Raw genomic sequence first — 25901 nt, 5'->3', positions numbered from 1 at the left:
CTATTCCTCCCGATCGAAGAGGGGATCCTTGCGGCAGGTGATGGAGAGATGTCTGCAGGCGGCCTCGGAGGCTCGGCGGCCTGAGCTGGTTCTTGTGACAAAACCTGTTTTCAGCAGGTAGGGTTCGACGACATCCACGAGGGTGTCCGTCTCTTCCTGCAACGTCGCTGCGATGGCTTCGATGCCCACCGGGCCGCCGCTGTAAAAACGGATGATGGTTTCCAGGTATCGGCGATCCAGAGCGGTCAGTCCCGCTTCGTCGACGCCTTCGAGGGTCAGCGCTTGAGCCACCGTCGCTTTCGAGATGACGCCGTCGCCGCGGACTTGTGCGTAATCCCGTACGCGTTTGAGGAGCCGGTTGACGATGCGGGGGGTTCCCCGGGACCGCCGGGCCAGTTCCGCTGCGCCGAATGTATCGATCGCCACGTCGAGAAGCGCCGCCGACCGCTTGGCGATGGTGATCAAGTCCTTTTCGGTATAGAAGTCGAGACTTCTGAAGATTCCGAAACGATCCCGCAGCGGGGCGGACAGCAGGCCCACCCTTGTGGTGGCCCCCACCAGGGTGAAACGGTTCAGGCGGAAGCGATGACTACGGGCATGAACACCCTTATCAAAAACAAAATCTACGGCAAAATCCTCCATGGCGGGGTAGAGGAACTCTTCGACCGTTTTAGGCGTTCGATGAATCTCGTCCACAAAGAGGACGTCCCCTTCGGAGAGGTGGGTCAGGATGCCGATGAGATCACCCCCCTTCTCCAGGGCGGGGCCGGAGGTGACGGTGAGGTTTCCACCCATTTCGTTGGCGATGATGTGGGCGAGGGTGGTTTTGCCGAGGCCGGGCGGGCCGTGAAAAAGGACGTGATCCAAGGGCTCGCTTCTGTTTTTTGAGGCCGTTATGGCGATTTCGAGGGTCTCTACGACTTCAGGCTGACCAACGTAGTCGGACAGGGCACGGGGTCTGAGAGAGAGGGTTTCCGGTTCCTCGTCCATGGACAGGGGTTTTGGGGTAAGGATACCTTCCGGATCGGTTGAGTAGGTTAGGATTTTACTGGCCATTGATTGTGTTTCATGCCCCCTACCAAATTATAATTTCAACTTTCGACGGTCATGATGATAACCGGATGGAGGTGCCGGGAGGATACGATCCGAGCCCATTCAGCGGTGCGTCTCAGTGCCGCTTAAGCGTCGCGGGGGATCAGCGGCCCGGACTGTTTGAGCGCCGGCGAGTTTCCAGGCCGCCCGGAGCAAGCTTTAGCGGCACTTGAACGAAACCGCGTCGGGCGGGGGCCGTATCCTTCCGGCACCGGTCTGTGAAAGTCGAACGTTGAGTTATAATAAGGATTTTACCATATTCCCCCGATAAATTTCATCAAAAAGTTGTTCCGGGGTCGTAATGCCCTGATTCCGGTCCAGGGCCTCCGTGATCATTTGCCTGGCTTCAATGGTTTTATGCCCCAGTTGCTCCACCAGCACATCCAGCACTTTTTCGACAAATGCCTCGGCCGCTCCCGATTCCGGGGAAATCTCTCCCGGAACGGATGTGAATTTGCCCATTTTGCCGCCAAGGGTGGCGATGATTTTCTGTGCGGTCCGTACACCAATGCCTTTGAGATTCTTCAGTAGGGTCGTATTACCGGTTTCGATGGCATTGGCGATATCGCTGATGGGTTGATTCAGGGCTTTGACGGCTTTAAGGGGGCCGATGGCCTCGACGGAAATGAACTGCAGAAAAAACTCCTTCTCAAGCTCGGAGTTGAAACCGATCAGAATCGGTGCGGGCTGACGCTCGGTATGGTGGTAGTAAATGAAGAGTGCGAGTTGATCCCCTATCGTTGCGGCATCCAGCGTCTTCATGACAAAAAATGGGAGCATTACCTCATAGCCCACGTGATTCACCAGAAGAAGGATACGATCATCCTCCTTTTGAAAAACAGTTCCTTCGAGATATGCGATCATGGCGTGTGGATATCCTGTGGGTTGAACGACAAGGCGTCAACGATCCTGACATGTTCGGGAGTCGTGTCTGAACAAACCGATGAGTGCCAGGGCAAGCGCGTCGGAGGCATGAAAGGGTTTAATCCGGATCGATCTTCCCAGAATACGGCGTACGGCCATTTCCAACTGAGCCTTGTCGGCACCGCCGTTTCCCGTGAGCACCTTTTTGGCCTCCCGAACCGGAATTTCCCTTATGGGAATATCAGCCTGCCGGCCGGCCAGCAGAATCACTCCGGTGACCTTTCCAAGGGTGATGCCGGATTTGGGAAATCTTTCAAGGGAAAAAACATCTTCGACGATCATCAAATCCGGCTGTTCTTCGCGAAGGACCGTCGAAAGTTTGGTATAAATTCTTTCCAAACGGTCTGCAAGCATTTGTGAGCGCAGTGTGGATATACTGCCGTAGGCATATCCGTTCACCGTCATTCCTCGCCCTCTGACGACACCGATTCCCGTATCCGCCAGACCGGGATCGATACCGATCACCGTGAACATGGGGAAGCAAGGAACCCGATCCTGCCGTTGGCGGGAGAAGGCGACATCAGAGGGTGCTCAATTTCTGGCGAGCGATTTTGGCTTCGCTCGAGCCCGGATATTTCTCGATCAACTCCTGGAGGATCAGCCGTGCATTGGCCTTGTCTCCCATGCCGGCGAAGGCGAATCCCTGTTTCAAAAAAGCTGCCTGAACCTTTTTCCCGCTGGGATATTTTTCGATCACCGTCTGATATTCCAGTATGGCCTGCTCGTATTCCTTTTGTCGGTAAAAGGTTTCACCGATCCAGAACTGCGCGCTGTCTCCATTCCTGGCGTTGGGGTATTGCAGGAGCAACTCTTGAAAGCCTTGGCGGGCTTGATCGAAATCTCCTCGGTCAAAGGCCTGCTTGGCCGTTTGGTAGAGTTCGTTTTCAGTGGCGGCGATCGCGGCTGCTCCTTGGGTTGCGGGCGTAGTGGGAGCACTCGGAGAAGGTGCGTTGCTCCCGGAAACAGTAGATCCTGAGGCCATATCGGAAACCGGAATCTGGAGAATGTCCTCAATCCGTGTGAGCCGCCGGGAAACATCTTCCGAGGTCCGCGTCTGTTCCGTGAGCTGATAGCGGGTTTCCTCGAGTTTTCCGTCAAGGGCCTGGATTTCATTTCGGACCTGATCTGTTGCCACCTGGAGACTGGCGGACTGATTTCTCAATGCCGCCGCCTTGGCATCAATATCTTCCGTGGTTTGCTGTTGAAGTTCCAGGTTTCGCCGCTCGAGGGCTATCACCCGGTCTTCAAGAATTCTGATATCGCTTTGGCTTGCGCAACCCATCATTCCGCAAATCAGGGTGGTCGCCAGACATGTCATCCGGATTGGTTTCATTGCCGTTATCCCGTCGTGATATTCGTGAAATATGAAGATGCGGAAAAAGCCTATTGCCGGCGCTCAAGAAAGGCCGGCAATAGTACGTCCTGCCCGTTTTCGAGGATTCGAGGATTAATTGAAGACGAACTGCGCGCGTCGATTCTTTGCCCAGGCTTCTTCGTCATGGCCTGGATCGGCAGGGCTTTCCTCGCCGTAGCTGACGGGCGTCATCCGTGATGCTGCAACTCCCAATGTCTCGAGATATCTTTTGACGCTCTGGGCGCGGCGATCTCCCAATGCCAGGTTGTACTCGGTGGTGCCTCTCTCGTCACAGTGGCCTTCGATGGTGACGCTCCGGTTCGGATTGTCCTGCAGATATTCCGCTTTTTTCATCAGGATGGACTGGGCTTCGCCGGAGAGAATATCACTGTCGAATTCGAAATAAATGTGCTCGTTCAGGAACTGCTCTTTAGCCCGCCGTTGCTCGGGGGTCAGACCTTCCTCATCAAGGCCTCCCTGATCAAGCCCTCCCTGAGCGTAGCCTGTATCGCCTGCGGATGCCTCGTCGGAAACAGCACCTTCTCCCGCCATGGTCATGCCATCGCTCTTGACCATTTTTTTGGAACAGGACGTCGTTGTCAACAGACCGGGAATGACCAGAAAAACAGCCAGAATGATCCACCATTTCCCACGCATAACTTCTCCTCCTGGATAAAATTGTAGAGTGTATCTTGAACTACGGATTATTGGCCAAAGTGATATCTGCCGGTAGGCGTTCAGTTTCCGGCGGCTTTAGGGGACCAACTTGGCGTGAATTGCTCCCCGCCCATCTGGATCAGACGTCGTTGATCTGTTCCGTATGCCGTCATGACGTATATCCGGGATATCCCTTTTTCTCGATTTGAACTGAAAACGATCAGGGTGCCGTCGGGCGACCATGACGGGGCTTCGTTTTTACCTGCATGATAGGTTAACCGTGCCGCCTGACGGGTTTTCAGATCCATGGCATGGATATTGATTTCTCCGCCTTCAATGGTTGTATAACAGATTTTGTCTCCTCTAGGCGACCAGTTGGGCTGGGTATTGTATCTCCCCTCATAGGTCAGGCGCTCGACTTTTCCGGATCCGATGTCCTTGATGTAGATCTGAGGAGTTCCTGAACGGTTTGAAACAAAGGCCATCCTGCGACCGTCGGGTGAAAAGGTCGGAGAGGTGTCGATACCCCAGTTCTCTGTCAGCTGTTTAATGATTTTCCCGTCGCCGGTCAACAGATAAATATCCTGATCTCCCGAAAAGGAAAAGGTCGCCGCAAGCTTGAACTGACCCGGTACCCAGGCGGGCGTGGTGTTCAATCCTTTTTTTGAGACGATGGTGCCCTGTTTTCCAGTGGGATTGAGGATGTAAAGATCGGGTCGGCCCTTGGCATAGGAAGTGTAAGCTATCCACGAACCGTCCATTCCCCATGCCGGCGTCAGCGTAATGGATTTGAATCGCGTCATCTGTTTGGGATTGCTGCCGTCAAAATCGCAGGTGAAAACCTCCTTGTGGCCCGTTGCCGTGGAGACGAACGCGATTCTGCTGTCGAAGACCCCCCAACTCCCGGTCAGCAGATAAATGATCTCGCTGCAGAAACGGCGCAGCATTTGGGGCATGTCCTTTTTCCACCCTTTGTACCGTTTGCCGATCAGCATTTCTCCCTTGAAGGGATCAAAGAGCCGCAGCTCCATATCGACAAGATCTCCCTGTGTCAGGATGTTCCCGGTGACCAATAATTCCGCACCGATGGTCTTCCAGTTTTGAAACTTGACGGTCGCCCGGTCGGTTTCCGGATTCTGGGGATCCATCAAAAACATCCCTCGGTCCAGGATCTTAAAAAAACCGGTGAAATCGAGGTATTCGGCAACCTGGTTCGAGCTTTTCAAAGCGACTGCCGAGTCCGTCGGCGAAACCCGAAAGGCGGGTATGGCGATGGGAATTTTTTTGAGTGACGGATTCCGGATGTCGATATAGTCATACTGGGCCGAAGCAACGCTCAGAGAGGCGAGCCAGAACACCACGCCCATCAATACTGTCTTGCATACGTCTTTTATCATCGATCGTCCTTATCACCTGTTTTCGGATGCGGTTGGATGAGTCAGTTCAATCCCGTGGGGGTGAATACCAAGGCAATAGTGTACTCCGAAAGTCCCTTCGGCAGCGGCGGCAGCGGGTCGGACTTCATGACCGCATTATAGGCGGACTGATCCAGGAAATTATTGCCTGAGCGTTGTTCGTACCAGAGATTTTGAATCTTCCCCGTCGGGAGAATGGTAATGACGAGGATTGTTTTAAGGTCCTTCCTTCCGGCGGCAAGATTGGCCGAAAAAGCCCAATTTCGCTCGATTTGATAGGATATCTGGGCCTTGTAGATATCACTGATGCCGCCCATCATCCCTCCGGCCGCTCCTTTTCCGCTGACGGCCCCCCGGCCGGTCCGATCACTCCCGCCGCTGCCGGCGCCGGTCCCCTTGGCGGCAAGGGCAGTGCCCCCGGATCCGGATCCAGAGCCGGACCCGGATCCTTGCCTGGTCCGTGCCTTGACTTTCTCGATCGCCTCTTTAATGGATTCCGCCCGATCGGCCGATGGCGTTACGGCCGACTTCCGAGTCCCGGCGGTCTTCCGGGTTTCATTACCGGGCTTGATCACCTTGGGCTCGGATTGGGCCGCCTTGGGTTTGGACGCCGCGGTTTTTGGCTTTTCATCCGTCATATCGGGTTTAGGCTCAACAACGGTTTTCGGTTCCGCGGTTTTCGGCTTTTTCGGCGTTGCAGTCTTGACCGGAGGTGTATTTTCAACTTTTGGAGCCTCTTTGATGACCACCTGCTCCTTGGATGTGGGGGGCATCGGCTTGGGGATGTCCGCAGGCTTTTTGAGTGTCGGCTTTTTGACGACGGGCTCCGGCGCTTCCGATACCTCGGGCTGCCGAGCCGGCGCCGTTTCCGCATGTGACGGCGGTTCCGGTGCTTCGACGGCGGTATCGGGCTCCTCGGACGCCATGACGTCAGGGTCCTCCGATGTTACCACGGGCGCCTCAGGCACCGACTTCCTGTTTTTCGTCCGCGCGCCTGCGGGAGGTCCCGACTGGGGAAGCTCGCCGGGAGAGATCATGGTGACGTTGATGGCCGCCGGGGGTGCCTCGATTTTCGGTTTGCGGTCAAAGCCGACAAAGAGCATGCCGAAGAGTATCGCATGAACCAGGACGGATCCGATAAAGGACGAAGTGAGGATGCGGGTGTCGACGGTATGACCGTTGAAGGGAGACCGGTTTTCTCTGGAACGTTCTTTCATTAAACTCTATCTTTGGACGCGGCGTTCTTTCGTTTCGCGTCAGGCTTTATCCCCGTGCGGGACATCCTGTCCGTATCCGTCGGGGATGCGGCGGCCTTTTTGCCGGAGGTGTCCCGGTTGGTGCCGAGAGGTTCCGTCACCATCCCCAGCTTTTCCACACCGGCGCCTTTGATCTCAGACATGACCCGAACAGCCATACCGTAGGCGATGTCCTTGTCGGCCCGGAAATAGACCTGACGGTCATGGGATCCATCGAGAATTTTTATCAGTTTCTCCTGCAGGGAATCAAGGGAAACCTCATAATCGTTGATGAAAATCGTGTTCTGGGCGTCGACCGTCACCATCAGCTGCTCGGCATCGGAGGGGAGGGCCTTCGACACTGCCTCCGGAAGGGCAACATCCACCCCCTGGGTCATCATCGGAGCCGATACCATGAAAATGATCAGCAGCACCAGCATCACGTCCACGAAAGGCGTGACGTTGATGTCGGACATCAGACGGTCGCTGTTGCTTTCAATGGCCATTATCGTTTACCCTTTGCCGGAAGAATGTCGATTTCGATGATGTTCAGAAAGTCGGCGGCAAAACTCTGAAGCTCCGATTCCATCACCCGGATGCGCTGCATGAAATAGTTGAAGGCGATAACGGCCGGAATGGCCACCGCCAACCCGGCCGCCGTGGCCACGAGGGCTTCGGATATGCCGGGCGCGACCACCGCCAGACTGGCCGTGCCGCTTTGCCCGATACCCCGAAAGGATTCCATGATCCCCCAAACCGTTCCGAAAAGTCCGATAAACGGTGTCGTGTTGCCCGCCGTCGCCAGGAATGGGATCATCTGGGTCATGCGGGTGGTCTCGGTGGTGATGGCACGTCTCAGGGCGCGCTTGACGTTGTCGATGCCGGTAAATTTTTCGATGAGCGAATTCCCGTCTTCACCGGTGGATTTGTTGTTTGACTGGCGGAGTTTTTTGAGTTCGACGTATCCGATGCTGAAGACCCTCGCCAGGGGGCTGCCGTCCAGAATTCTGGCCTCCTTATAAGCAAGGGACAAATCTCGGCTTTCCCAGAAAATGTCTGTGAAGGCTTCCGATTGTCTGAAAGCTCTGCGCATATAAAGGTACTTGATGAGGATGATGGTCCAGGATGTCAGTGAGAAAAAGAGGAGCAGAAGGAGGACGAGTTGGACCATGTAACCGGCCTCCGCGACAATATGAAGAATATCCAGATTGTTGGTCATGAATGTCTCCGATCGTTGTGCTTTTAAACCTATGTATTTCAAATGTTCTAAGGTATATGAACAAAAATAGGGTGTCAAGCGAATTGCACAAGAATGGTTATGATAATTAAAATACAATAAAATTAATGCGTTGTATTGTGCCTGCGGCGTCATGATTTCGGTGTGCCCTGAAAGAAAAAAAAGGATGTAACTCTATGAAAAAACGGAGAAATATATGAGAACAATTGTAAACTTGTTGTTTGAAGCAAAAATGTTGAAGGAAATTCCCCGGTCGGGATACCATTTTCTGGGTGCCGGAGAGGAGTCTGTGGCGGAACATTCTTTCATGATCACCTTCATCGCGTATGCCATGGCGGAAATGGATCCAAGCGTCGACGCCCTGAAGCTGATTTCCATGTGTCTGATCCACGATCTCCCCGAAGCCCGAACCGGAGATCTCAACTACGTGCAAAAAAACTATGTGTCATCCAACGAGGCCAAAGCGGTCCGTCATACGATAAAGGACCTTCCTTTCGGTTCGAGTATAGCCGGGTTGATCGAAGAGTTCCGATCCGGTGAAACCCGGGAATCGCTTCTGGCCCATGACGCGGATCAAATCGCCTTCATACTCGATTTGAAGGCGCTTATGGACATCGGGCACTCGCCGCCCCAAAAATGGCTTCCTACGGTATTGCAGCGCCTCAAGACGGAAACGGGGAAATTGCTGGCCCAAAAGATCATGGAGACGGAGTGGGATGAATGGTGGCTCAAAAATTATGTTGACAGACCGGAGTGAAACCAATAGTAACTATTGTTTGCAGGCCATGATCATTCCTGGCTTGGATAAATTTAACTTCCTTATTTGTTTGGGGATTTATTATATAACCACATTTCAACTCTTTAGCAGTGGAGGAAAAGATGAATTGGATTGCAAAGACTGTGGGAACTTCCATCGGGAAGAAGCTCTTCATGGCCCTTACCGGCCTGGGCTTCATCGGGTTCCTGTCGGGACATCTTGCCGGAAACCTGACCATTTATGGGGGAAAGGATGCCTTTAACAGCTACGCGGAACACCTCCATTCCCTGGGTCCCCTGATTACCCTGATGGAGTTGGGGCTCCTGACCTTCGCCGTTGTCCATGTGGGTGTCGGGCTCTACCTCTTCTACCAGAACTACACGGCAAGACCGGTTCGCTATGCCGTCAACAAAAGCGGCGGAGGACGCACCATCGGCTCCCAAACCATGCCCTATACCGGTATCCTGATGCTGCTTTTCATCATTTTTCACCTGCTGAACTTTCATTTCGTCGACAAAACCCACACCACGATCTTTGAAATTGTTTCAAATGCCTTTTCCAATCCCCTGTATGTGATCACTTATGTCGCCGCCATGATTGTCGTCGCCGTCCACGTCAGCCACGGTTTCTGGAGCGCCTTCCAGACTCTTGGCGCCAACCATCCCAAATACATGCCGATCATCCATGTGGCGGGTATCGCGTTCAGCATTCTCGTCGGCGTCGGCTTCGGCTTCATTCCGATTTATGTTTCCATTCTTGCCTAAGGAGGTTTCGTCCATGCAGCTTGATGCCAAGATTCCGAGCGGTCCCATCCAGGATAAATGGGACAAACATCGTTTTGATCTCAAACTCGTCAATCCCGCCAACAAAAGAAAATACGACATTATCGTCGTCGGCACCGGCCTGGCCGGGGGTGCCGCCGCTGCGACGCTTGCCGAGTTGGGGTACAATGTCAAGAACTTCTGCATTCAGGACAGCCCGAGAAGGGCTCACAGTATCGCGGCCCAGGGCGGCATCAATGCCGCTAAAAATTACCAGAATGACGGTGACTCCATCTGGCGGTTGTTCTACGATACGGTCAAAGGAGGCGATTTCCGGGCACGTGAGGCCAACGTGTATCGCCTGGCCCAGGTCAGCCGGAACATCATTGACCAAGGTGTGGCCCAGGGCATCCCTTTTGCCCGGGAATACGGCGGTCAACTGGCCAACCGTTCCTTCGGCGGCGCCCAGGTCTCCAGAACCTTCTATGCCCGCGGCCAGACGGGGCAGCAGCTGCTGTTGGGGGCGTATGCCTCTCTTTCCCGGCAGATCGCGGCCGGCAAGGTAAAGATGTATCCCCGGCGGGAGATGCTCGATCTGGTGCTCGTCGGCGGCAAGGCCAGGGGTATCGTGACCCGGAACCTGATCAACGGCGAGATCGAGACATACGCAGCTCATGCGGTGGTATTGGCCACCGGCGGATACGGGAATGTCTTTTTCCTCTCCACCAATGCCATGAACTGTAACGTCAACGCCTCCTACCGATGTTATCGTCGAGGCGCTTTCTTCGGCAACCCCTGTTACACTCAAATCCATCCCACCTGCATTCCCGTCCATGGCGACTATCAATCGAAGCTCACCCTCATGAGCGAGAGTCTCCGGAACGACGGTCGGGTGTGGGTTCCCAAAAAACCGGGCGACAAGCGGGCCCCCGGTGACATTCCCGAATCCGAGCGCTTTTACTATCTCGAGGAGAAATATCCAAGCTTCGGCAACCTGGTGCCTCGAGACGTCGCATCTCGAAACGCCAAAGAACAGTGTGATCAGGGGCGGGGTGTCGGCGAGACCGGCCTGGCCGTCTACCTCGATTTCCGGGACGCCATAGAGCGGGACGGCCGAAACGTCATCGCCAAGAAATACGGCAACTTGTTCCAGATGTACGAAAAGATAACGGCTCAGGATCCCTATCAGATGCCGATGATGATCTATCCGGCGGTTCACTACACCATGGGGGGCCTTTGGGTCGATTACAATCTGATGACTACCGTCCCGGGTCTGTTCGCCGCGGGTGAGTGCAATTTTTCCGATCACGGTGCCAACCGGTTGGGCGCCAGTGCTCTGATGCAAGGCCTGGCGGACGGCTATTTTGTCATCCCGTATACCCTCGGCGGATACCTTGCCGGTGAATCCCATGAGATCGTCACCACCGATCATCCGGCCTTCAAGGATACCCTCGGTCAGGTGAGCGACCGTATCAACAAGCTCATGTCCATCAACGGCAAGCGGACCGTGGACGATTTTCACAAAAAACTCGGCCATATCCTGTGGGAATATTGCGGCATGGCCCGGAACAACGACGGTCTCGACAAGGCGAGAGGCATGATTCAGGAACTTCGTTCGGAATTCTGGGAAAATGTTCGGGTTCCCGGCGAGACCCGGAATATTAACCAGAGCCTTGAAAAAGCCGGCCGTGTGGCCGATTTTCTCGAGTTCGCCGAACTGATGGTCGTTGATGCCCGCCATCGTCAGGAATCCTGCGGTGGCCACTTCAACGAGGAGTTCCAGACCGAAGAGGGCGAGGCGCTTCGGGACGATGACAATTTCTGCTATGCCGCCGCCTGGGAAGATCGAGGACCGGGCGAGGACCCCGTACTCCACAAAGAGCCCCTGGAATTTGAATACGTCAAACTAACGCAAAGGAGCTACAAGTGACATCGAAAGCTATTAATCTAACCCTGAAGGTATGGCGTCAGAACGGTCCCAAGGATAAAGGCCGGTTTGAAGATTACAGCGCCAATAACATTTCGACGGATATGTCCTTCCTGGAGATGCTCGATGTCGTCAACGAAGAGCTGACGCTCTCAGACAAGGACCCCATCGCATTTGACAGCGACTGCCGGGAGGGGATATGCGGCCAATGCGGCTGCGTGGTCGGAGGGCATCCCCACGGCCATGAAAAGGGGACAACCCTTTGCCAACTCCACATGCGTCATTTCAAGGACGGCGACACGGTGGTCATCGAACCTTTCCGCGCTCGGGCGTTCAAGGTTTTGAAAGACTTGATGATCGACCGAAGCGCCCTTGACGGTATCATCCAGGCGGGCGGGTTTATCTCCGTCAACGCCGGAGGAGCCCCGGACGCCAATGCCATCTCGATTTCCCAGGATGTAGCGGAAAAAGCCATGGATGCCGCCCAGTGCATCGGTTGCGGAGCTTGTGTCGCGGCATGTCCCAACGCCTCCGCCATGCTCTTCACCAGCGCCAAAATTTCTCATCTGGCGCTTCTTCCCCAGGGACGTCCGGAGGCGGCTCGCAGAGCCCTCAACATGATCCGGGAGATGGATGCCCTGGGCTTCGGCAACTGCAGCAACGAAAGAGAGTGCGAGGCGGAATGCCCCAAAGAAATCTCCATCGTCAACATTGCCCGCGCGAACCGGGAGTTCCTGAAGGCCGGTTTTTTCTCCAGCGTGATGTAGCGTAATTTCCGGGCAGTCGGATCTTCGGCTGTCCGGGACGACCATTTCCAATCCGCGACTGTCCGCAACAACTCCTCTGGATTCGATCGGGTTTGTTTTATAGATAGACCGCGCCCCTTGCCCTCCATCCAATGGCGGCGCCGGTGGTGGGAAGCGAAGAGATGGTTTCACTGATTGAAAAGGATATCGGCGTTCCGGGTGGGGTCTATCTCTGCCAGGTGAACGAGGACGTCTCGTGCGGGGCCTGTTGCGGCCTTTACAATGTTGCCGATGCCTCACGGGAGGCCCTGCTGGACAACCTGAATCGTCGGACGCGCGCATTTGCCGAAATTCCGAGGGATGTGGCGGCCATCCTGGCATTCGGCAACGCCGTTCTGGTGCGTGAATCTCAGGATCGACCCTATCCTGAATTTTATCATTGTCCATATCTCGGCCTGGTGGGAAAAAAACGATCCCGTGTGGGATGCCTTCTTCATCCTCTCGGTGAAGGAAACGCGGGGATCGATTTACGAGGCCTCAGCTACTACGGCGGCATGGCATGTCGCACTTATTTCTGCATGTCCTGTAAGACCCTCAATCCGGTGTACAAACAAGTGCTTCGAGGGGTGGCCGACGATTGGCACGCCTATGGGCTGATCGTGACGGAAGTCGCTTTGGTGACGGCGTTTTTTCATGAACTTGAAAAACGGATAGAACGTCCGCTGGTATCCGGAGACATATTGGGGGACGACGATCGGGAGAGTGTAATTCGAGATTTTTTCGCGATCCGTCGGGACTGGCCGTTCAGAGCCAGGCCCGGCAAGCTGGGGAGCTACTTTTTCGAGGATCGAAAGTACCCGAAGCCTTCCGTGGATTATGGGCGGGCGACCGGCGATCCGATCGCATCGATCCCTTGTGGAGGGGTGCCGGCCTACAACACGCTTTTCCAGGAATTGGAATCGGTTTTTGATTCCAGAGAAGCGCTGAAAGAGGCTTCGCGAATCTTCGATCGCTTGTTTGACCGCCTCGTCACAAGGGTCCAGGCGTCTCGCCGTAAGGATCCTCAAGGCGGATAATATCGTTTTCCCCCAGATAATCTCCGGACTGGACCTCGATGATCTCCAGAGGGATCTTGCCGGGATTGCTCAGGCGGTGAGCCATGCCGTGGGGAATATATGTGGAGCTGTCTTCTTTAAGGATCATTTCTTCCTCCCCCCTGATAACCAGGGCGGTTCCCCGGACAACGATCCAGTGTTCGGCCCGGTTGAAATGCTTCTGGAGAGAGAGCACGGCACCGGGTTTCACCGTAAGGCGGTTGACCTGAAAGCGCTCTGATTTCACCAGATTTTCGGTGGTGCCCCAGGGCTTGTAGACGGTTTTGTGGGTGACGCTCTCGATGCGCCGTGCCTTCTTGAGCTTGTCGACAAGGCTCCTGACATCCTGTACCTCGCTGCGAGGTGAAATGAGCACCGCATCGGCGGTCTCCACAACGATGTGGTCTTTGAGCCCAACAGCCGCAACGAGCCGGGAATCGGCTCTGAGGTAGGAATTGCCGACATCATGAAGCAGCACGTCGCCCTGGACGACGTTGTCGTGGGCGTCTTTTGTTCCCGCCTGCCAGAGGGCTTCCCAGGATCCCAGGTCGCTCCATCCGGCCTGGAGAGGGATCATAACGCCTCTGGCGGTTTTTTCCATGACGGCGTAGTCGATGGAATCGCTGGGACACGCCTCGAAGGCGCCGCAGTCAAGCCTGAAGAAGTCGAGGTCCTTTTTCCCCTTCGCAAGGGCATGTTTGCAGGCTGCCACTATTTCGGGAACCCAGTTTTCCATTTCCTGCACGAGGGTCTTCGCTCTGAAAAGGAACATACCGCTGTTCCAGCAGTAGTCGCCTGAATCGATATAGGCGACGGCCGTGTCCAGGTCGGGTTTTTCCGCGAATCGATCGATGGCGACGGCGATGGAATTCTTGTCTGGTCCGGGCTCGTCAAGAGCCCGCCCTTTTTTGATATAGCCGTAGCCGGTCTCCGGAGTTTCGGGAACAATACCAAAGGTGACGAGACGATCCTGTTCCGCAAAGCGGACCCCGGTCTGAAGGGCTCGGTGAAATACAGCCGTATCCCGAATGAAATGGTCGGCCGGCAGAATTAGAAGGAGCGGGTCGTTTCCCGACGACAGCGCCCGCAAGGCGGCTACGGCTGCGGCCGGGGCCGTGTTTCTGCCGACCGGCTCCAGTATGATGTCGGCATGATTCAGGCCGAGGGCTCTGATCTGCTCCGCAACCATGAAGCGATGATTTTCATTGCAGACGACGATGGGGGCGCCCAATTCGGCGATGCCCGTAAGCCGAAGCAGGGTGTCCTGGAGCATCGTGTTCTCCGTCACCAGCTTCAGCAGCTGCTTGGGATAGAGCTCCCGCGAAAGGGGCCACAGTCGTGTGCCCGATCCGCCTGCCAGAATAACCGGATGTATCATGAATCAACCTCGTTGACGTTTTTCAATCAGCCGACCCCGGCCCGTGACCGCTGGGCCGCGATCAGATATAACCTTTTTCGCCCAGGAACAGCAGGATATCCTTTACCGCTTCATTGGGCGTCATGTGGGTCGTATCGATACGAAGTTCGGGGCATTCAGGGGGTTCGTAGGGATCGTCCACTCCGGTGAAACCTTTGATGAGTCCTGCTCTGGCCTTGGCGTACATGCCTTTTCGGTCCCGTTTTTCGCATTCTTCAATGGGCGTCGCCACATGAACTTCTGCAAATCCTCCATATTCTTCGATGCGTCTTCGGATCTCGGTTCGGGTCGAGGCATAGGGTGCGATCGGAGCGCAGATGGCGATGCCGCGGTTTTTGGTGATTTCGCTCGCCACAAAACCGATGCGACGGACATTGATGTCCCGATGTTCTTTTGAAAAGCTGAGTTCCCGGGAGAGATTCTGCCGCACGATGTCCCCGTCCAGCAGGGTGACGGGCCGGTCGCCCAGCTCCATGAAACGGGCATAGAGAATCTTGGCAAGGGTTGATTTCCCTGCACCGGAAAGTCCTGTAAAAAAAACCGTAAGCCCTTGTTTCCTGGGGGGTGGGTAGGCTTTTCGAAGGGCCGAGATCACCTCGGGAAAGCTGGCCCAGAGCGGGACCTTTCGCCCGGTGCGGATACGGGTACGGATGTCGAATCCCGAAAAGGACAGGGTCTGAGTGCCGTCGGGAACCTGATCCGCAAAGCGGTACTCGTCTTCGAAGGGCAGGTAGAGCATCTCCTGAAAACCCAGAATCTGAATGCCGATATGACCGTCGAAAGCCTCGGCGAACTCCCGGGCTGCGGCGCCCGGATAGAAGGGCTGTCCGTTTTGGTCTGTGTCCGGCGATCCGTGATGCTCCCCGATAATAAAATGGGAACATCCAAAGTTCCTGGCGATAATCGCGTGAAGGAGTGCTTCCCTGGGACCGGCCATGCGATTGGCCAAAGGCAGCAGGTTCAGGATGTGGGCGTCGGGAGGGTAGCGTTTGGCAATCTCCCTGTAGCATTTGATCCGGGTGTAATGGTCGAAATCCCCGGGCATCGTGATACCGACCGTCGGGAGAAGGAGCAGGTTGGCGGAGGCCTTTCGCATGGCCTTCAGGGTCAACTCGAACTGGGGACGATGGATGGGATTCCGGGTGTGGAAACCGACCATTCTGTTCCATCCCAGTTTTTCGGCCATCTGCCGGATTTCAACCGGCGATCTTCGCAGTCGTTGAAAATCGAAATGGGGAGGCAAATGGATCGCTTCGATGCGGCCCCCGATGTAGGTATCTCCGCAGGCGTTCATGAGGTGGTCGACGCCCGGATGAGCGGGGTCGCGGGTCCCGTAGATCTTCTCGGCCTCCTTTTCCTTTTCGGCCGGAAAAATATCCTCGATGTGCATTACCGCCAGGAGAAAGCCTTCGGCATCTCTGAGCGCGACGGATTGTCCGGCCTCCAGGGTTCTTGCCGCGAGGTCGTTGACATCCAGGCAGATGGGAAGCGGCCATACCAGTCCGTTCTGGAGCTGCATCCGGTCCAGCACCGATGCATATTCGGATTGAACCATGAAGCCCCGAAGGGGGGAAAAAGCGCCTGTGGCGAGCAGCTCCACATCGCACATCTGGCGATCCGTCAATGTGAGCTCCGTCAGCTTGCCGGCAATCTTTTTCAGCAATTCGATGCGTTCATCATCCACCAACAGGTTGACCAGTTCGCCGCCGTAAGGAGCGGGTGCATCCATTTGATCCATCGGTGATCCTCATCTTCCCATGAGTCGGCGGTAGACCGCCGGTAACGGTTATTCCGAGTGCTTTCCATGGACAAGCACGGATTTGGATAAGATTCGTTATTGGTATTTAGTACATGGCCTTCAAAAGATCAACCCTGTTTCAAGGACGATATGCCGGGAAAGCCGAACAACCGGAGATCAGTCCTCATTCTTGTACAGGGAAAGGTATCGGTGGGGAAGGTTCAGATAGTAGGGCGCCTCGTTGCGGCGTCCCCGTTTCAGGCATCCTTCGCCGTAGATCCGGCATTTATCCGCAAGGACACGGATAGCGGCATTGCGTTGAAGGGCGGTAAGGGGGGCGCGTTCGATACATTTCACCAGAGCGGCGATCCGGAATCGGTCCAGACCCGGTGTCCGGGAGAGCTGGTCGGGATGTCCGCCGCGTTTGACGACGAGGGGTGCGTCGACCAGCAAAACCGGAAAACGGCAACTGATCTGGAGCCACAGGTCGTAATCCTCGCAGGCGGGCAGGGATTCATCGAATAGCCCGACCACGTCGAACAGGGATCGATGCATCATGACAGCCGAAGGACTGATCAGGCAGAGGTGCAATGACGGTTCGAAGATCATTCCTGTCCGTTTACGGTGTCGCTTGCGGGGATTGACCCGGACGCCGTTCCGGATCCAGATTTCCTGGGTCTGACAGATGAGGGCGTTCGACCGGCCGTTGAAAAAGGCGGCCTGGGCCGCAAGCTTCCCGGGAAGCCAGTAGTCGTCGGAATCGAGAAAAGCGATAAATCGACCGGTTGCGTTTCGGATCCCCAGGTTCCGGGCCGCAGAGACGCCGCGGTTTTCCTGTCGGATGGCGGTGAGGCGGTTTCCGTAGGATCGAAGCAACTCCGGTGTGTCGTCCGTGGAGCCGTCGTCCACGACGATCAGCTCGAAGGTGCAATCCTTCTGGGAGAGGACTGAATCGATGGCGTCCCTGAGAATCCAGGCCCGGTTATGGGTCGGTATGATAACGCTGATCAACGGAGAGGCCGAGCTTGAGATCATAATATAATATTTTAACCTGATTGGCGCCGGCATTCAAGAAAAATCAAAACCACTGCCTGCCATCCGCGTGTATGTTTTTGGAAAACCGACTCAACTGTCGGCTCTCGTGATGGTGAGCCTTTAGAGACTGAAGGCCGAAGGCTGAAGACTGAAGGGGCATCACCGTCCCGTTCCTCACAAACGCACCCCTTCAGCCTATAGCCTTCAGCCTTCAGTCTTCAAGCGACCCGGACGGTTTGCGCTTAAGGGCATTTTCGGGCTGTCCGGAGCAGGCTTCAGCGGCACTTGAACCAAACCGTGCGGGACGTTCCCTGCCGGCATCAACCCTTGAAAACCGAAAGTTGAATATTAACAATACGTTTAAAAGTATTGCCTTCATGGAATCGATTTGATATCTCAATTCTCTACTTTCGTAGACCGGTGATTGCATAAAGGTGCGGCAAACACGGAAAACAAGAACCAAGGAGTCTGTGGTGAAAATCTATACCGGCGGCGGTGATCGAGGAAAAACGAGCCTTTTCAGCGGAGAGCGGGTTGACAAGAGCGATGATCGGGTTGAGGCGTATGGAGATATTGATGAATTGAATGCGGTTATGGGTGCCCTCACGGCATCCTTAACGGGGGATCGAACGAGCATTCGAGAAGAGGTCCATGGGATTCAGAAGGATCTTATGGTTATCGGCGCTCTTCTGGCAACTACACCTGATGCCCCCCATTTTGGCTCGCTTGAAAGGATCGGTCCGGACAGGATCCGGGCACTGGAGTCGGCCATGGATCGGATGGACCTGGAGCTGCCGCCGCTGAAATCCTTCATCCTCCCCGGGGGGAGTATACCCGCCGCATGGGCTCATGTGGCCAGGACGGTATGCCGGCGCGCCGAGCGTCGAATCATCCGTTTGGGAGAGCGGGGCGTGGTGGATTTACGCCTCGAGGCGGTGCAGGATCTTTTGACGTATATCAACCGCCTTTCAGATTATCTTTTCATGCTGGCCCGATACTGCAATCTGGCTGCCGGCGTTACCGATATTCAGTGGAAAGGGTGAAAAGATGTCCCGGGATGCCGCTCCGAAATTCTACCGTACTCAGGTGATAGACCGGCAATGGCTGTCCCCCGCAACATTTGAAATCGGCCTGCGGCGGCCTGCGGAATTCGGCTTCGAACCCGGACAATTCATTCGTTTCCGATGTGACGATATCTCCGGGATGATGGAGAGGGAATATTCCCTTATTACCGCGCCATCGGATCCGGATATCCGACTGTTGGTCCGGACTGCCGGCGCTTACTCCTCCTTTCTTGGGAAAACCGAAATGGGAACGACTCTCGAGTTCATCGGACCCCAGGGATATTTTACCTATCAGAGTGCCGGAAAACCGGTGGTGTTTGTCGCCACCGGTACGGGAATCGCCCCGTTCGTTTCCATGGCCAGATCCGGTATTGCAGGATTCATTCTGCTCCACGGCGTTCAGACGGCGGCCGACCTCTATTACGAGGCGCTTTTCCGCACATCTGCCCTTCGCTATGTCCCCTGCCTCTCCACCGCGACGGATGCCGCCTTCCCCGGGGACGCCTTCCATGGCAGGGTAACGGTATTTTTAGCCGACCGCCTTCCGCCGGGGGAGTATGATTTCTATCTCTGCGGCCGGCGAGAGATGATCCGGGAGGCCACCCTGATCATCGATGATCGCTTCCCCGGCGGTAGAGTCTATTCGGAAACATTTTATTGAGGGCTGCGGTAAATCCGACAAAAACCTTCAAAGCTTGCTTCGGGCGGCCATGAAACGCGCTTGCGTCCGGACCGCTGATCGCCAGTCGAGGCTGAAGGCTGAAAGGGTGCGTTTGTGATGAACGGGGCGGCGATGCCCCTTCAGTCTTCAGCCTTCAGCCTTCGGCCTCCAACGGTGCCGACGGTCGTGCACACCACTGGCGTCTTTCGGTGCCCCGGCGTCAGGCATCGACCACGGGAATTCGGTATCTGTCCCCGTAAAAGGGTTGAGACGATGTTTTCTCTTCCCGGACGGCCTTGAGCGCCATGGGGAGAAAATCGAGGATGTCCCGGGCGGTCATGCCGTCCTGTCCTTTTTGATCCGCGGCCAGGTCCCCGGCCATGCCGTGGAGGAATGTCCCCCCGGCGGCGGCGGCTTCCGGGGACATCCCGAGGCCGACCAGCGCCGCGATAGTTCCCGTGAGAACATCCCCCGAGCCCGCGGTTGCCATGCCGGCGTTGCCGCTCATGTTGATCCGCACCCGACCGTCGGGAAAGCCGATGAGGGAGTGGGGGCCCTTGAGGACGATCACGGCGCCGAGATCCATTGCCGTCCTCCGCAGCATCTCTATCGGATCCGCAGAGATCGTGTCGATGGTTTTCCCGGTCAGCCTGGCCATTTCTCCAAGGTGGGGGGTGAGGATAGTGGGCGGTTTTCGTTGTCGTACGCCGTCAAGGTCTTCGGCAACGGCGGTGATGCCGTCGCCGTCCAGGAGGAGCGGCGCCCCGAGGGCGGGGGTAAGGGCTCGCACCAGGGCCTGGGTTTCTCTGTCGAGGGAGAGGCCCGGGCCCATTACCACCATATCCATCGGGCGGGCGAGCTCTCGAAGGGCTGTTTCGTTGGTCGATGCGATGCTGCCGCTTGCGGTCTCCACCTGGGGATGAAAAACGATTTCGCTCGCTTTCTGGGCAACCACCGGGATGATGGAGCGGGGCGCGGCCAACCGGGCATACCCGCCTCCCGCCTTCAGAAACGCGGACGCTGAAAAATAGGGGGCGCCGAAATAAGCGGCGGCCCCGGCGATGAAAAGAGCGTTACCGAAGCTTCCCTTGTGCGCGACAGGGTCCCTGGACGGCAGGTTCGGCATGTCGTTCAGGGCGATGGTGAGGGCTTCGGATTGATAAAGCGCGGGTGGAAAAGAGATGTGGGAGACGTGGAGCCGGCCCCCCTGATCGTACCCGGGGTAAAGCAGATTGCCGACCTTGGGCAGGCCGAAAGTCACTGTGTCGCCGGCGCGGACGGCTTCGCCCATGATCCGGCCGGTATCCCCTGCCACGCCTGAAGGGATGTCAAGGCTCAGGACGGGTTTTCCGCTGCGGTTGATGCGCTGGATGACCTCCCGGTAGTGCCCTTCCACCGGACGGGTGAGCCCGGTGCCGAAGATGGCGTCGACAACGGCGTCGCAGCAACAAAGATCGTCGTGCAGAGATCCGGCGTCGTCGATGACGCGAACGTTCAGGCCCAGCCGTGAGATAATGCTGAAATTGGTTCCGGCTGCGCCTTTGTATCCCGCCGGATCCGAAAGAATGATTACGCGGGGATCACCGCCGCCGGAATGGATCTTTCGGGCCACGACCAGGCCGTCGCCGCCGTTGTTGCCGATACCGCAGACGACCAGAATGCGTTTGCCGGCCATGTTCATGGATGCCGAAAGCACCCGATAGGCGGCCAGGCCGGCGTTTTCCATCAGCATTTCTTCAACAATGCCATAGTGTTGAACGGCTTTCTGATCCATTCTCCGCATTTCGTTCACATTGCTGATTTTCATGGTTTCACTCCGTTTGATGGGACTCATCCATCGACCGAGGCCGTGGGACGGGCTTCAATGGGCGGATATCGCCGACGATGCCGAGGGTGGGGAACGCAGACGACCCGGAATGGCTTTCTTTCCGAAATCGTTTTGGAATCGGTGCTTGGGGATGCATTGTACTCAATCGTTACCATGGAATACCGGACATTTCAAATCAATTTCCGCAGCGAGCCGTGCGCCCTGGGCAATTGCCCGCTTGGCATCGAGTCGGGCGGTCTTGTCTGCGCCGCCGATGCAGTAGCAGGGCATGCCTGCCGATACGAGTTCGGGTTCCAGCGTGCGGAGAGGATCCTGACCGGCACAGATGACGACGGTGTCCACCTCGATCAGCCGCTCTTCGTTTTGAAAGACGATGTGAAGTCCCCTGTCGTCGATGCCGCGGTAAGTGACGCCCCCCATCATCCTGACGCCCTTGCGCATCAAGGCCGTCCGATGAATCCATCCGGTGGTTTTGCCGAGATCCTTGCCCGGCTTTCCGCTTTTGCGTTGCAGAAGGTATATTTCCCGAGCGCCTTGCGGCGTTTGTCGGGCGGTTTCAAGGAGACCGCCCCGGGACGCGTATGCTGTGTCAACGCCCCATTCCCGCAGAAAAACCGTCGGATCGACCTCGGCGGCGTCATGGGTCAGGTAAACGGCGACGTCAAATCCGATGCCGCCCGCACCGATGATGGCCACCCGCCCGCCCACCGGTCTCTCGTCGCTCAGCACCGCCATGTAGTTCAGAACCTTCGGGTGGTCGGCACCGGGAATCGTCACGGTCCGAGGAACGACCCCGGATGCCAGGATGATCGCGTCATACCCGGCCATCATCAAATCCGACGAACGGGCTTCCGTATAAAGGCGGGTCTTGACCTGATTGATCTCCAATTGCTTCTCGAAATATCTGAGGGTTTCCCCGAATTCAGACTTTCCGGGAATGCGCCGGGCAATATTCAACAGCCCTCCGATGCAGCCCGATTTTTCGAAAAGAGTGACGTCGTGCCCCCGCTTTGCGGCAATGACGGCGAAGGACATCCCTGCCGGACCGGCGCCCACTACGGCAAGACGTTTTCTTTTTCGGGCGGGAATGTAGGTGAGTTCGGTTTCGCGGCATGCTCTGGGATTGACCAGGCAGGATGCGACGCGTCCCTGGAAAACGTGATCCAGGCAGGCCTGATTGCACCCGATGCAGGTGTTGATTTCTTCGGCGCGCATTTCCCGGGCCTTTTTGACGAATTCCGGGTCGGCCAGAAATGGCCGCGCCATGGAAATCATGTCGGCATCGCCCCGGGCGAGGACGGTTTCGGCGGTTTCGGGCATATTGATCCGATTGCCGGTGATGAGCGGGATCGAAACGGCGCTTCGAAGCCGACCCGTCAGCCAGGTAAAAGCCGCTCGGGGAACCATGGCGGCGATGGTGGGGACTCTCGCTTCGTGCCAGCCAATACCGGAGTTGATGAATGTTGCGCCCGCGCCTTCGATTGCCTGCCCCAGGGCGAGTACTTCATCCCAGGTACTGCCTCCGTCGACGAGGTCGATGAGAGACAGCCGGTACAGGATGATGAAGGCCTCGCCGACGGCCTTCCGGATCCCCCGAACAACATCCAGGGGAAATCGGATGCGGTTTTCAAAGCTCCCGCCCCAGCGATCGGTTCGATGGTTGGTTCGGGGAGCGATGAACTGGTTGATGAGGTACCCCTCGGACCCCATGATCTCTACGCCGTCATATCCCGCTGATTTCGCCAGCGCAGCACACCGGACAAAATCCCGGATTTGCTCTTCAATCTCCTCGTCGGTCAGGGCACGAGGGCTAAATCTGATGATGGGGGCCTGGAGCGGGGACGGCGCCACTGGAGCCCGATGATTGGCATATCGACCGGCGTGGAGAATCTGGAGGGCGATTTTCCCGCCGACCGCATGCACGGCTCTGGGAATCTCCCGGTGCCGGGACATTTCGGCGTCGGTATTCAGCTTGGCGGCCCCGTCCGTGGTGCGTCCCGCCGCGTTGGGCGATACGCCGCCCGTGACGATCAGGGCCGCACCTCCCCGGACCCGTTCGGCATAATAGACCGCCAAACGGCTGAAGCCGCCGGGCGCCTCTTCAAGTCCGGTGTGCATGGATCCCATGAGCACCCGGTTTTTCAGTGTAGTGAACCCGAGGTCCAGAGGGGAAAACAGATGCGGGTAAAGTGGATGACGCATGGCGCTCTCCCATATTGTTATGAAATAAATCTTTTGATTTCGTTTAGTGTTTGCATTCTATCAGGAAAAATATAATATATCCCACCACAAACCCAAACAGCTTTTTGTGTGTGAGGAATATATGTTTCAGTTACAGGTGGTCCAACCTTCAAAACATCGGCATGTAATCCGATGGGTCGTGCTTGGGATTATCCTGCTCACGGCCCCGTTGGCCGGTGTTTCCGCGGCGGGCCCGGCGGACGAGGGCGACATCGATTTTACCCAGTTCAGTCTGGAGGAATTGAAAAGCGTCAAGATCACCTCGGCTTCCAAAACGCCCAAAAATCTGAGCGAGATACCGGCGGCCGTCTTCGTCATTACCCAGGACGATATCCGGCGATCAGGAGCGACGAGTATACCCGAGGCCCTTCGTATGGCGCCGGGCGTGGAAGTGGCTCGGGTGTCCGCTACGGAATGGGCCGTCAATATGCGGGATCTCAATCAACTGTTCGCTAACAAACTGCTCGTTCTGATGGATGGTCGCAGCATATATTCCCACCTGGCATCGGGGGTTTTCTGGGATATTCAGGATACCGTGCTGGAGGATATCGACCGAATCGAGGTTATCCGGGGACCCGGGGCCGCACTGTGGGGCGTCAATGCCGTAAACGGCGTTATCAATATCATTACCAAAAAAGCCGCCGACACCCAGGGGGGAGAGGTGACTGCACTGGGCGGCAGCGAGGAGGGCATCGGTACGCTTCGCTATGGCGGCGTTTTCGGCCGTGACAGTCATTACCGGATTTACGCTAAATATTTCGATCGCGGCAGTTTGTTCCAGAGCGATGATCCGATTCAGGATGACGGCGTCAACAGCGATTGGCAGTCGGGCCGGGGCGGTGCCCGAATGGAATGGAAGCCGAAAGACGGCCGGGACAGCGTTTTTTTGCAGGGAGAGGTTTTCAAGAACCGGTACCGAGCCGAAATTCCCATGCTGGCCCCTGAAGCCCCCCATATTCGTCAGATCCGGGATACCTCGCGAGCGAAAGGCGGCCACATGCTGAGCCGGTGGACCCGCACCTTTTCGGAGAAATCCGACAGCGTCCTCCAGTTCTTTTATGACTACTACGACAAGGACATTGATTATGCCAATGTAGAGGCGAGTACTTTCGATCTGGATTTTCAGCACCGTTTCCCGTTTCGGGATCGTCATGAGCTGGTTTGGGGGCTCAATTACCGGCTTATCCTCGATAATTTTAAGAACTCCGAAGAAACCATCCTCGACCCTGACGCGGAAACACTTCAATACTACAGCGCTTTTGTCCAGGACCGCATTCGAATTTTCGATCGGCTGAACCTGACGTTGGGCGCCAAGTTCGAACACAACGATTACACGAGGTGGGAAATTCAGCCCAGCGCCAGGCTTCTCTGGAACCTCGACGAGCGGCATTCCTTCTGGGGAGCGGTGTCGCGTGCGGCCCGGGTGCCGTCCCGGGTCGAGCACGACGGCATCGTCCAGGAGGTGACCCTGCCGGATCCATCGGCGATCGGCCAGGTGCCCGTGGTTTACAGGGGGATGGGAGACAATGGGCTCAACGCCGAAACCCTGGTGGCCTACGAGGCCGGCTATCGATTCCAGCCGGCGTCGAGCCTGTGGTTCGACACCACGGCATTTTACAACGATTACGAAGACCTCATCGCTTATCGCTACGATCATGACGGAAAAATTGAAGTCGAAGGGGCCCCGTACGTTATCGTTCCGTTGCACTTCGACAACAGCCTCCGGGGGGAATCCTTCGGTATCGAGCTGGCCGCCTATTGGCAGGCGACCGTTTTCTGGCTGCTCCAGGGTTCCTATACGTTCCTCGAGACCAATCTGAATCCGGGGCTCCTGGATACAGGGGAGGACGAAACCTATCTTATCCAGGCGAGCAACCCGAGAAACCAGATATCCATTCGCTCCGCCCTCAACATCACGTCGCAGCTCGAGCTGGATCTGTGGTTTCGGTATGTGGATCGACTCAATGAGAACGACGTGGATGAATATGCCTCACTGGATGCCCGGCTCGCCTATCGTCCCACCGACCGGCTGGAGCTGTCTGTGGTGGGTCAGAATCTCCTGGAGCCGCGTCATGCCGAATTCTCTTCCATCGAGGTGGAGCGCAGCATCTATCTCAAGGCGGACTGGTGCTTCTAAGGGGGACTCGCTTGATATCGACGGGACATCGACGCGCCGGCCTGAAGATCTGGGCCATCCTGTTCTGCCTGACGGCCTGGCTGCCGGGCGTTGTTTCCGGAGAGACCCTCTCCGGCGCGGAGTACAAGGTAAAGTTGGGCTTCGTCTATCATTTTATCCGGTTTACCCAATGGCCGCCCGAGACCTTTCCCTCTTCCGACAGCCCCATCAATTTGTGCATCGCCTCCACAAACCCCGCCGCCGACATGCTGTTCTCCCTGCAGGACAGAGTCGTGAAAGGCCGAAGGATCGACGTCAGAAAAATCGCGGCCGACGAATCTCTGGATGCCTGCCAGATTCTATTCATCGCCTCGGACGACGAGACATTCGTGGCACCGACCCTGGGCATGGTCCGGAAACCGGGAATTCTGAGTATCGGAGAAATCAAAGGGTTCACCCGCATGGGGGGGGTCATCAATTTTTTTGTGAACCGGAACCAGCTTCGCTTTGAAGTCAATCTGGACGCCGCAGAATCCGCCGGACTGAAATTCAGTTCACAGCTGCTGATGTCGGCGGATATCGTTCAGAAGCGGGAAGAATGA

General features: G+C 56.3%; 23 protein-coding genes. 9 read left to right on the top strand and 14 right to left on the bottom strand.

The genetic code is table 11. The features are described 5' to 3' along the window. The 9 genes from ruvB to tolQ form a co-directional block, all read right to left on the bottom strand. Positions 1-1056 carry a Holliday junction branch migration DNA helicase RuvB gene (ruvB, locus tag dmul_RS13335; protein WP_020877187.1) on the bottom strand — a complete coding sequence of 352 codons (1056 nt, stop codon included), beginning with the start codon at positions 1054-1056 and terminating at the stop codon, positions 1-3. Between the two features lie 273 nt (positions 1057-1329). Beyond that, positions 1330-1956, bottom strand: coding sequence for a Holliday junction branch migration protein RuvA (gene ruvA / locus dmul_RS13330; RefSeq protein WP_020877188.1), 627 nt, complete (start codon positions 1954-1956; stop codon positions 1330-1332). Positions 1957-1992: 36 nt separating this feature from the next. After that, a complete protein-coding gene (locus tag dmul_RS13325; RefSeq protein WP_020877189.1) occupies positions 1993-2490 on the bottom strand; it encodes a crossover junction endodeoxyribonuclease RuvC in 498 nt (165 codons plus the stop codon). A 46-nt stretch (positions 2491-2536) separates the two neighbouring features. Next, a complete protein-coding gene (gene ybgF / locus dmul_RS13320) occupies positions 2537-3349 on the bottom strand; it encodes a tol-pal system protein YbgF (protein WP_020877190.1) in 813 nt (270 codons plus the stop codon). 114 nt (positions 3350-3463) lie between these two features. Further along, positions 3464-4027: a peptidoglycan-associated lipoprotein Pal gene (pal, locus tag dmul_RS13315; protein ID WP_020877191.1), complete on the bottom strand. Its 564-nt coding sequence runs from the start codon at positions 4025-4027 to the stop codon at positions 3464-3466. An 80-nt stretch (positions 4028-4107) separates the two neighbouring features. Continuing rightward, entirely contained in the window at positions 4108-5424 is a 1317-nt protein-coding gene (gene tolB / locus dmul_RS13310) for a Tol-Pal system beta propeller repeat protein TolB (RefSeq protein WP_020877192.1), read from the bottom strand. A 41-nt stretch (positions 5425-5465) separates the two neighbouring features. Continuing rightward, positions 5466-6659, bottom strand: a complete 1194-nt coding sequence (gene tolA, locus dmul_RS13305; RefSeq protein ID WP_020877193.1) for a cell envelope integrity protein TolA — start codon at positions 6657-6659, stop codon at positions 5466-5468. Beyond that, a complete protein-coding gene (locus dmul_RS13300; protein ID WP_020877194.1) occupies positions 6659-7183 on the bottom strand; it encodes an ExbD/TolR family protein in 525 nt (174 codons plus the stop codon). Before dmul_RS13300 ends, tolA begins: the two co-directional genes overlap by 1 nt. Then, positions 7183-7896, bottom strand: coding sequence for a protein TolQ (gene tolQ, locus dmul_RS13295; RefSeq protein WP_020877195.1), 714 nt, complete (start codon positions 7894-7896; stop codon positions 7183-7185). The genes dmul_RS13300 and tolQ overlap by 1 nt, the downstream gene beginning before the upstream one ends. A 214-nt stretch (positions 7897-8110) precedes the next feature. Between tolQ and dmul_RS13290 the strand changes: the two genes are divergently transcribed. The 5 genes from dmul_RS13290 (at position 8111) to dmul_RS13270 (ending at position 13181) form a co-directional block, all read left to right on the top strand. Continuing rightward, positions 8111-8671 carry an HD domain-containing protein gene (locus dmul_RS13290; RefSeq protein WP_020877196.1) on the top strand — a complete coding sequence of 187 codons (561 nt, stop codon included), beginning with the start codon at positions 8111-8113 and terminating at the stop codon, positions 8669-8671. A 122-nt stretch (positions 8672-8793) separates the two neighbouring features. Further along, positions 8794-9435 (top strand): succinate dehydrogenase cytochrome b subunit, encoded by a 642-nt coding sequence (locus dmul_RS13285; RefSeq protein WP_020877197.1) that lies wholly within the window; start codon positions 8794-8796, stop codon positions 9433-9435. 13 nt (positions 9436-9448) lie between these two features. Next, positions 9449-11362: a fumarate reductase/succinate dehydrogenase flavoprotein subunit gene (locus tag dmul_RS13280; protein ID WP_020877198.1), complete on the top strand. Its 1914-nt coding sequence runs from the start codon at positions 9449-9451 to the stop codon at positions 11360-11362. Beyond that, positions 11359-12126, top strand: a complete 768-nt coding sequence (locus tag dmul_RS13275) for a succinate dehydrogenase/fumarate reductase iron-sulfur subunit (RefSeq protein WP_020877199.1) — start codon at positions 11359-11361, stop codon at positions 12124-12126. The genes dmul_RS13280 and dmul_RS13275 overlap by 4 nt, the downstream gene beginning before the upstream one ends. Before the next feature lie 161 nt (positions 12127-12287). Next, complete coding sequence (locus dmul_RS13270) at positions 12288-13181, top strand: hypothetical protein (RefSeq protein WP_144016532.1); 894 nt, start codon at positions 12288-12290, stop codon at positions 13179-13181. Here the strand turns inward: dmul_RS13270 and dmul_RS13265 are convergent. The 3 genes from dmul_RS13265 to dmul_RS13255 form a co-directional block, all read right to left on the bottom strand. Further along, positions 13135-14577, bottom strand: a complete 1443-nt coding sequence (locus dmul_RS13265; RefSeq protein ID WP_020877201.1) for a mannose-1-phosphate guanylyltransferase/mannose-6-phosphate isomerase — start codon at positions 14575-14577, stop codon at positions 13135-13137. The two genes, dmul_RS13270 and dmul_RS13265, sit on opposite strands and share 47 nt — an antisense overlap. Positions 14578-14638: 61 nt before the next feature. Continuing rightward, positions 14639-16354 carry a bifunctional sulfate adenylyltransferase/adenylylsulfate kinase gene (locus dmul_RS13260; RefSeq protein ID WP_020877202.1) on the bottom strand — a complete coding sequence of 572 codons (1716 nt, stop codon included), beginning with the start codon at positions 16352-16354 and terminating at the stop codon, positions 14639-14641. Positions 16355-16531: 177 nt separating this feature from the next. Continuing rightward, the gene (locus dmul_RS13255; RefSeq protein ID WP_020877203.1) at positions 16532-17389 is read right to left on the bottom strand and encodes a glycosyltransferase family 2 protein; all 858 of its coding nucleotides are present in this window, start codon (positions 17387-17389) and stop codon (positions 16532-16534) included. Between the two features lie 473 nt (positions 17390-17862). On the opposite strand from dmul_RS13255, the gene dmul_RS13250 reads away from it, so the two are divergent. Together dmul_RS13250 and dmul_RS13245 are read left to right on the top strand one after the other, a co-directional pair. Further along, positions 17863-18432 carry a cob(I)yrinic acid a,c-diamide adenosyltransferase gene (locus tag dmul_RS13250; RefSeq protein ID WP_020877204.1) on the top strand — a complete coding sequence of 190 codons (570 nt, stop codon included), beginning with the start codon at positions 17863-17865 and terminating at the stop codon, positions 18430-18432. 4 nt (positions 18433-18436) lie between these two features. Beyond that, on the top strand, positions 18437-19114 hold the full coding sequence (locus dmul_RS13245) for a ferredoxin--NADP reductase (protein ID WP_020877205.1): 678 nt from the start codon (positions 18437-18439) through the stop codon (positions 19112-19114). Between the two features lie 220 nt (positions 19115-19334). On the opposite strand, the gene dmul_RS13240 is transcribed toward dmul_RS13245, so the two are convergent. Further along, positions 19335-20921, bottom strand: coding sequence for an NAD(P)H-hydrate dehydratase (locus dmul_RS13240; protein WP_020877206.1), 1587 nt, complete (start codon positions 20919-20921; stop codon positions 19335-19337). Between the two features lie 162 nt (positions 20922-21083). Continuing rightward, entirely contained in the window at positions 21084-23144 is a 2061-nt protein-coding gene (locus dmul_RS13235) for an oxidoreductase (RefSeq protein WP_020877207.1), read from the bottom strand. Positions 23145-23265: 121 nt separating this feature from the next. Between dmul_RS13235 and dmul_RS13230 the strand changes: the two genes are divergently transcribed. Then, positions 23266-25320 (top strand): TonB-dependent receptor plug domain-containing protein, encoded by a 2055-nt coding sequence (locus tag dmul_RS13230; protein WP_020877208.1) that lies wholly within the window; start codon positions 23266-23268, stop codon positions 25318-25320. 11 nt (positions 25321-25331) lie between these two features. Next, a complete protein-coding gene (locus dmul_RS13225; RefSeq protein ID WP_040415223.1) occupies positions 25332-25901 on the top strand; it encodes a TOL_0243 family YfiR-like periplasmic protein in 570 nt (189 codons plus the stop codon).

It is taken from the genome of Desulfococcus multivorans, assembly GCF_001854245.1.
GTDB lineage: Bacteria > Desulfobacterota > Desulfobacteria > Desulfobacterales > Desulfococcaceae > Desulfococcus > Desulfococcus multivorans.
The sequence above is the reverse complement of the archived record's forward strand: the minus strand, read 5'-3'. Positions and strand labels throughout refer to the sequence as shown.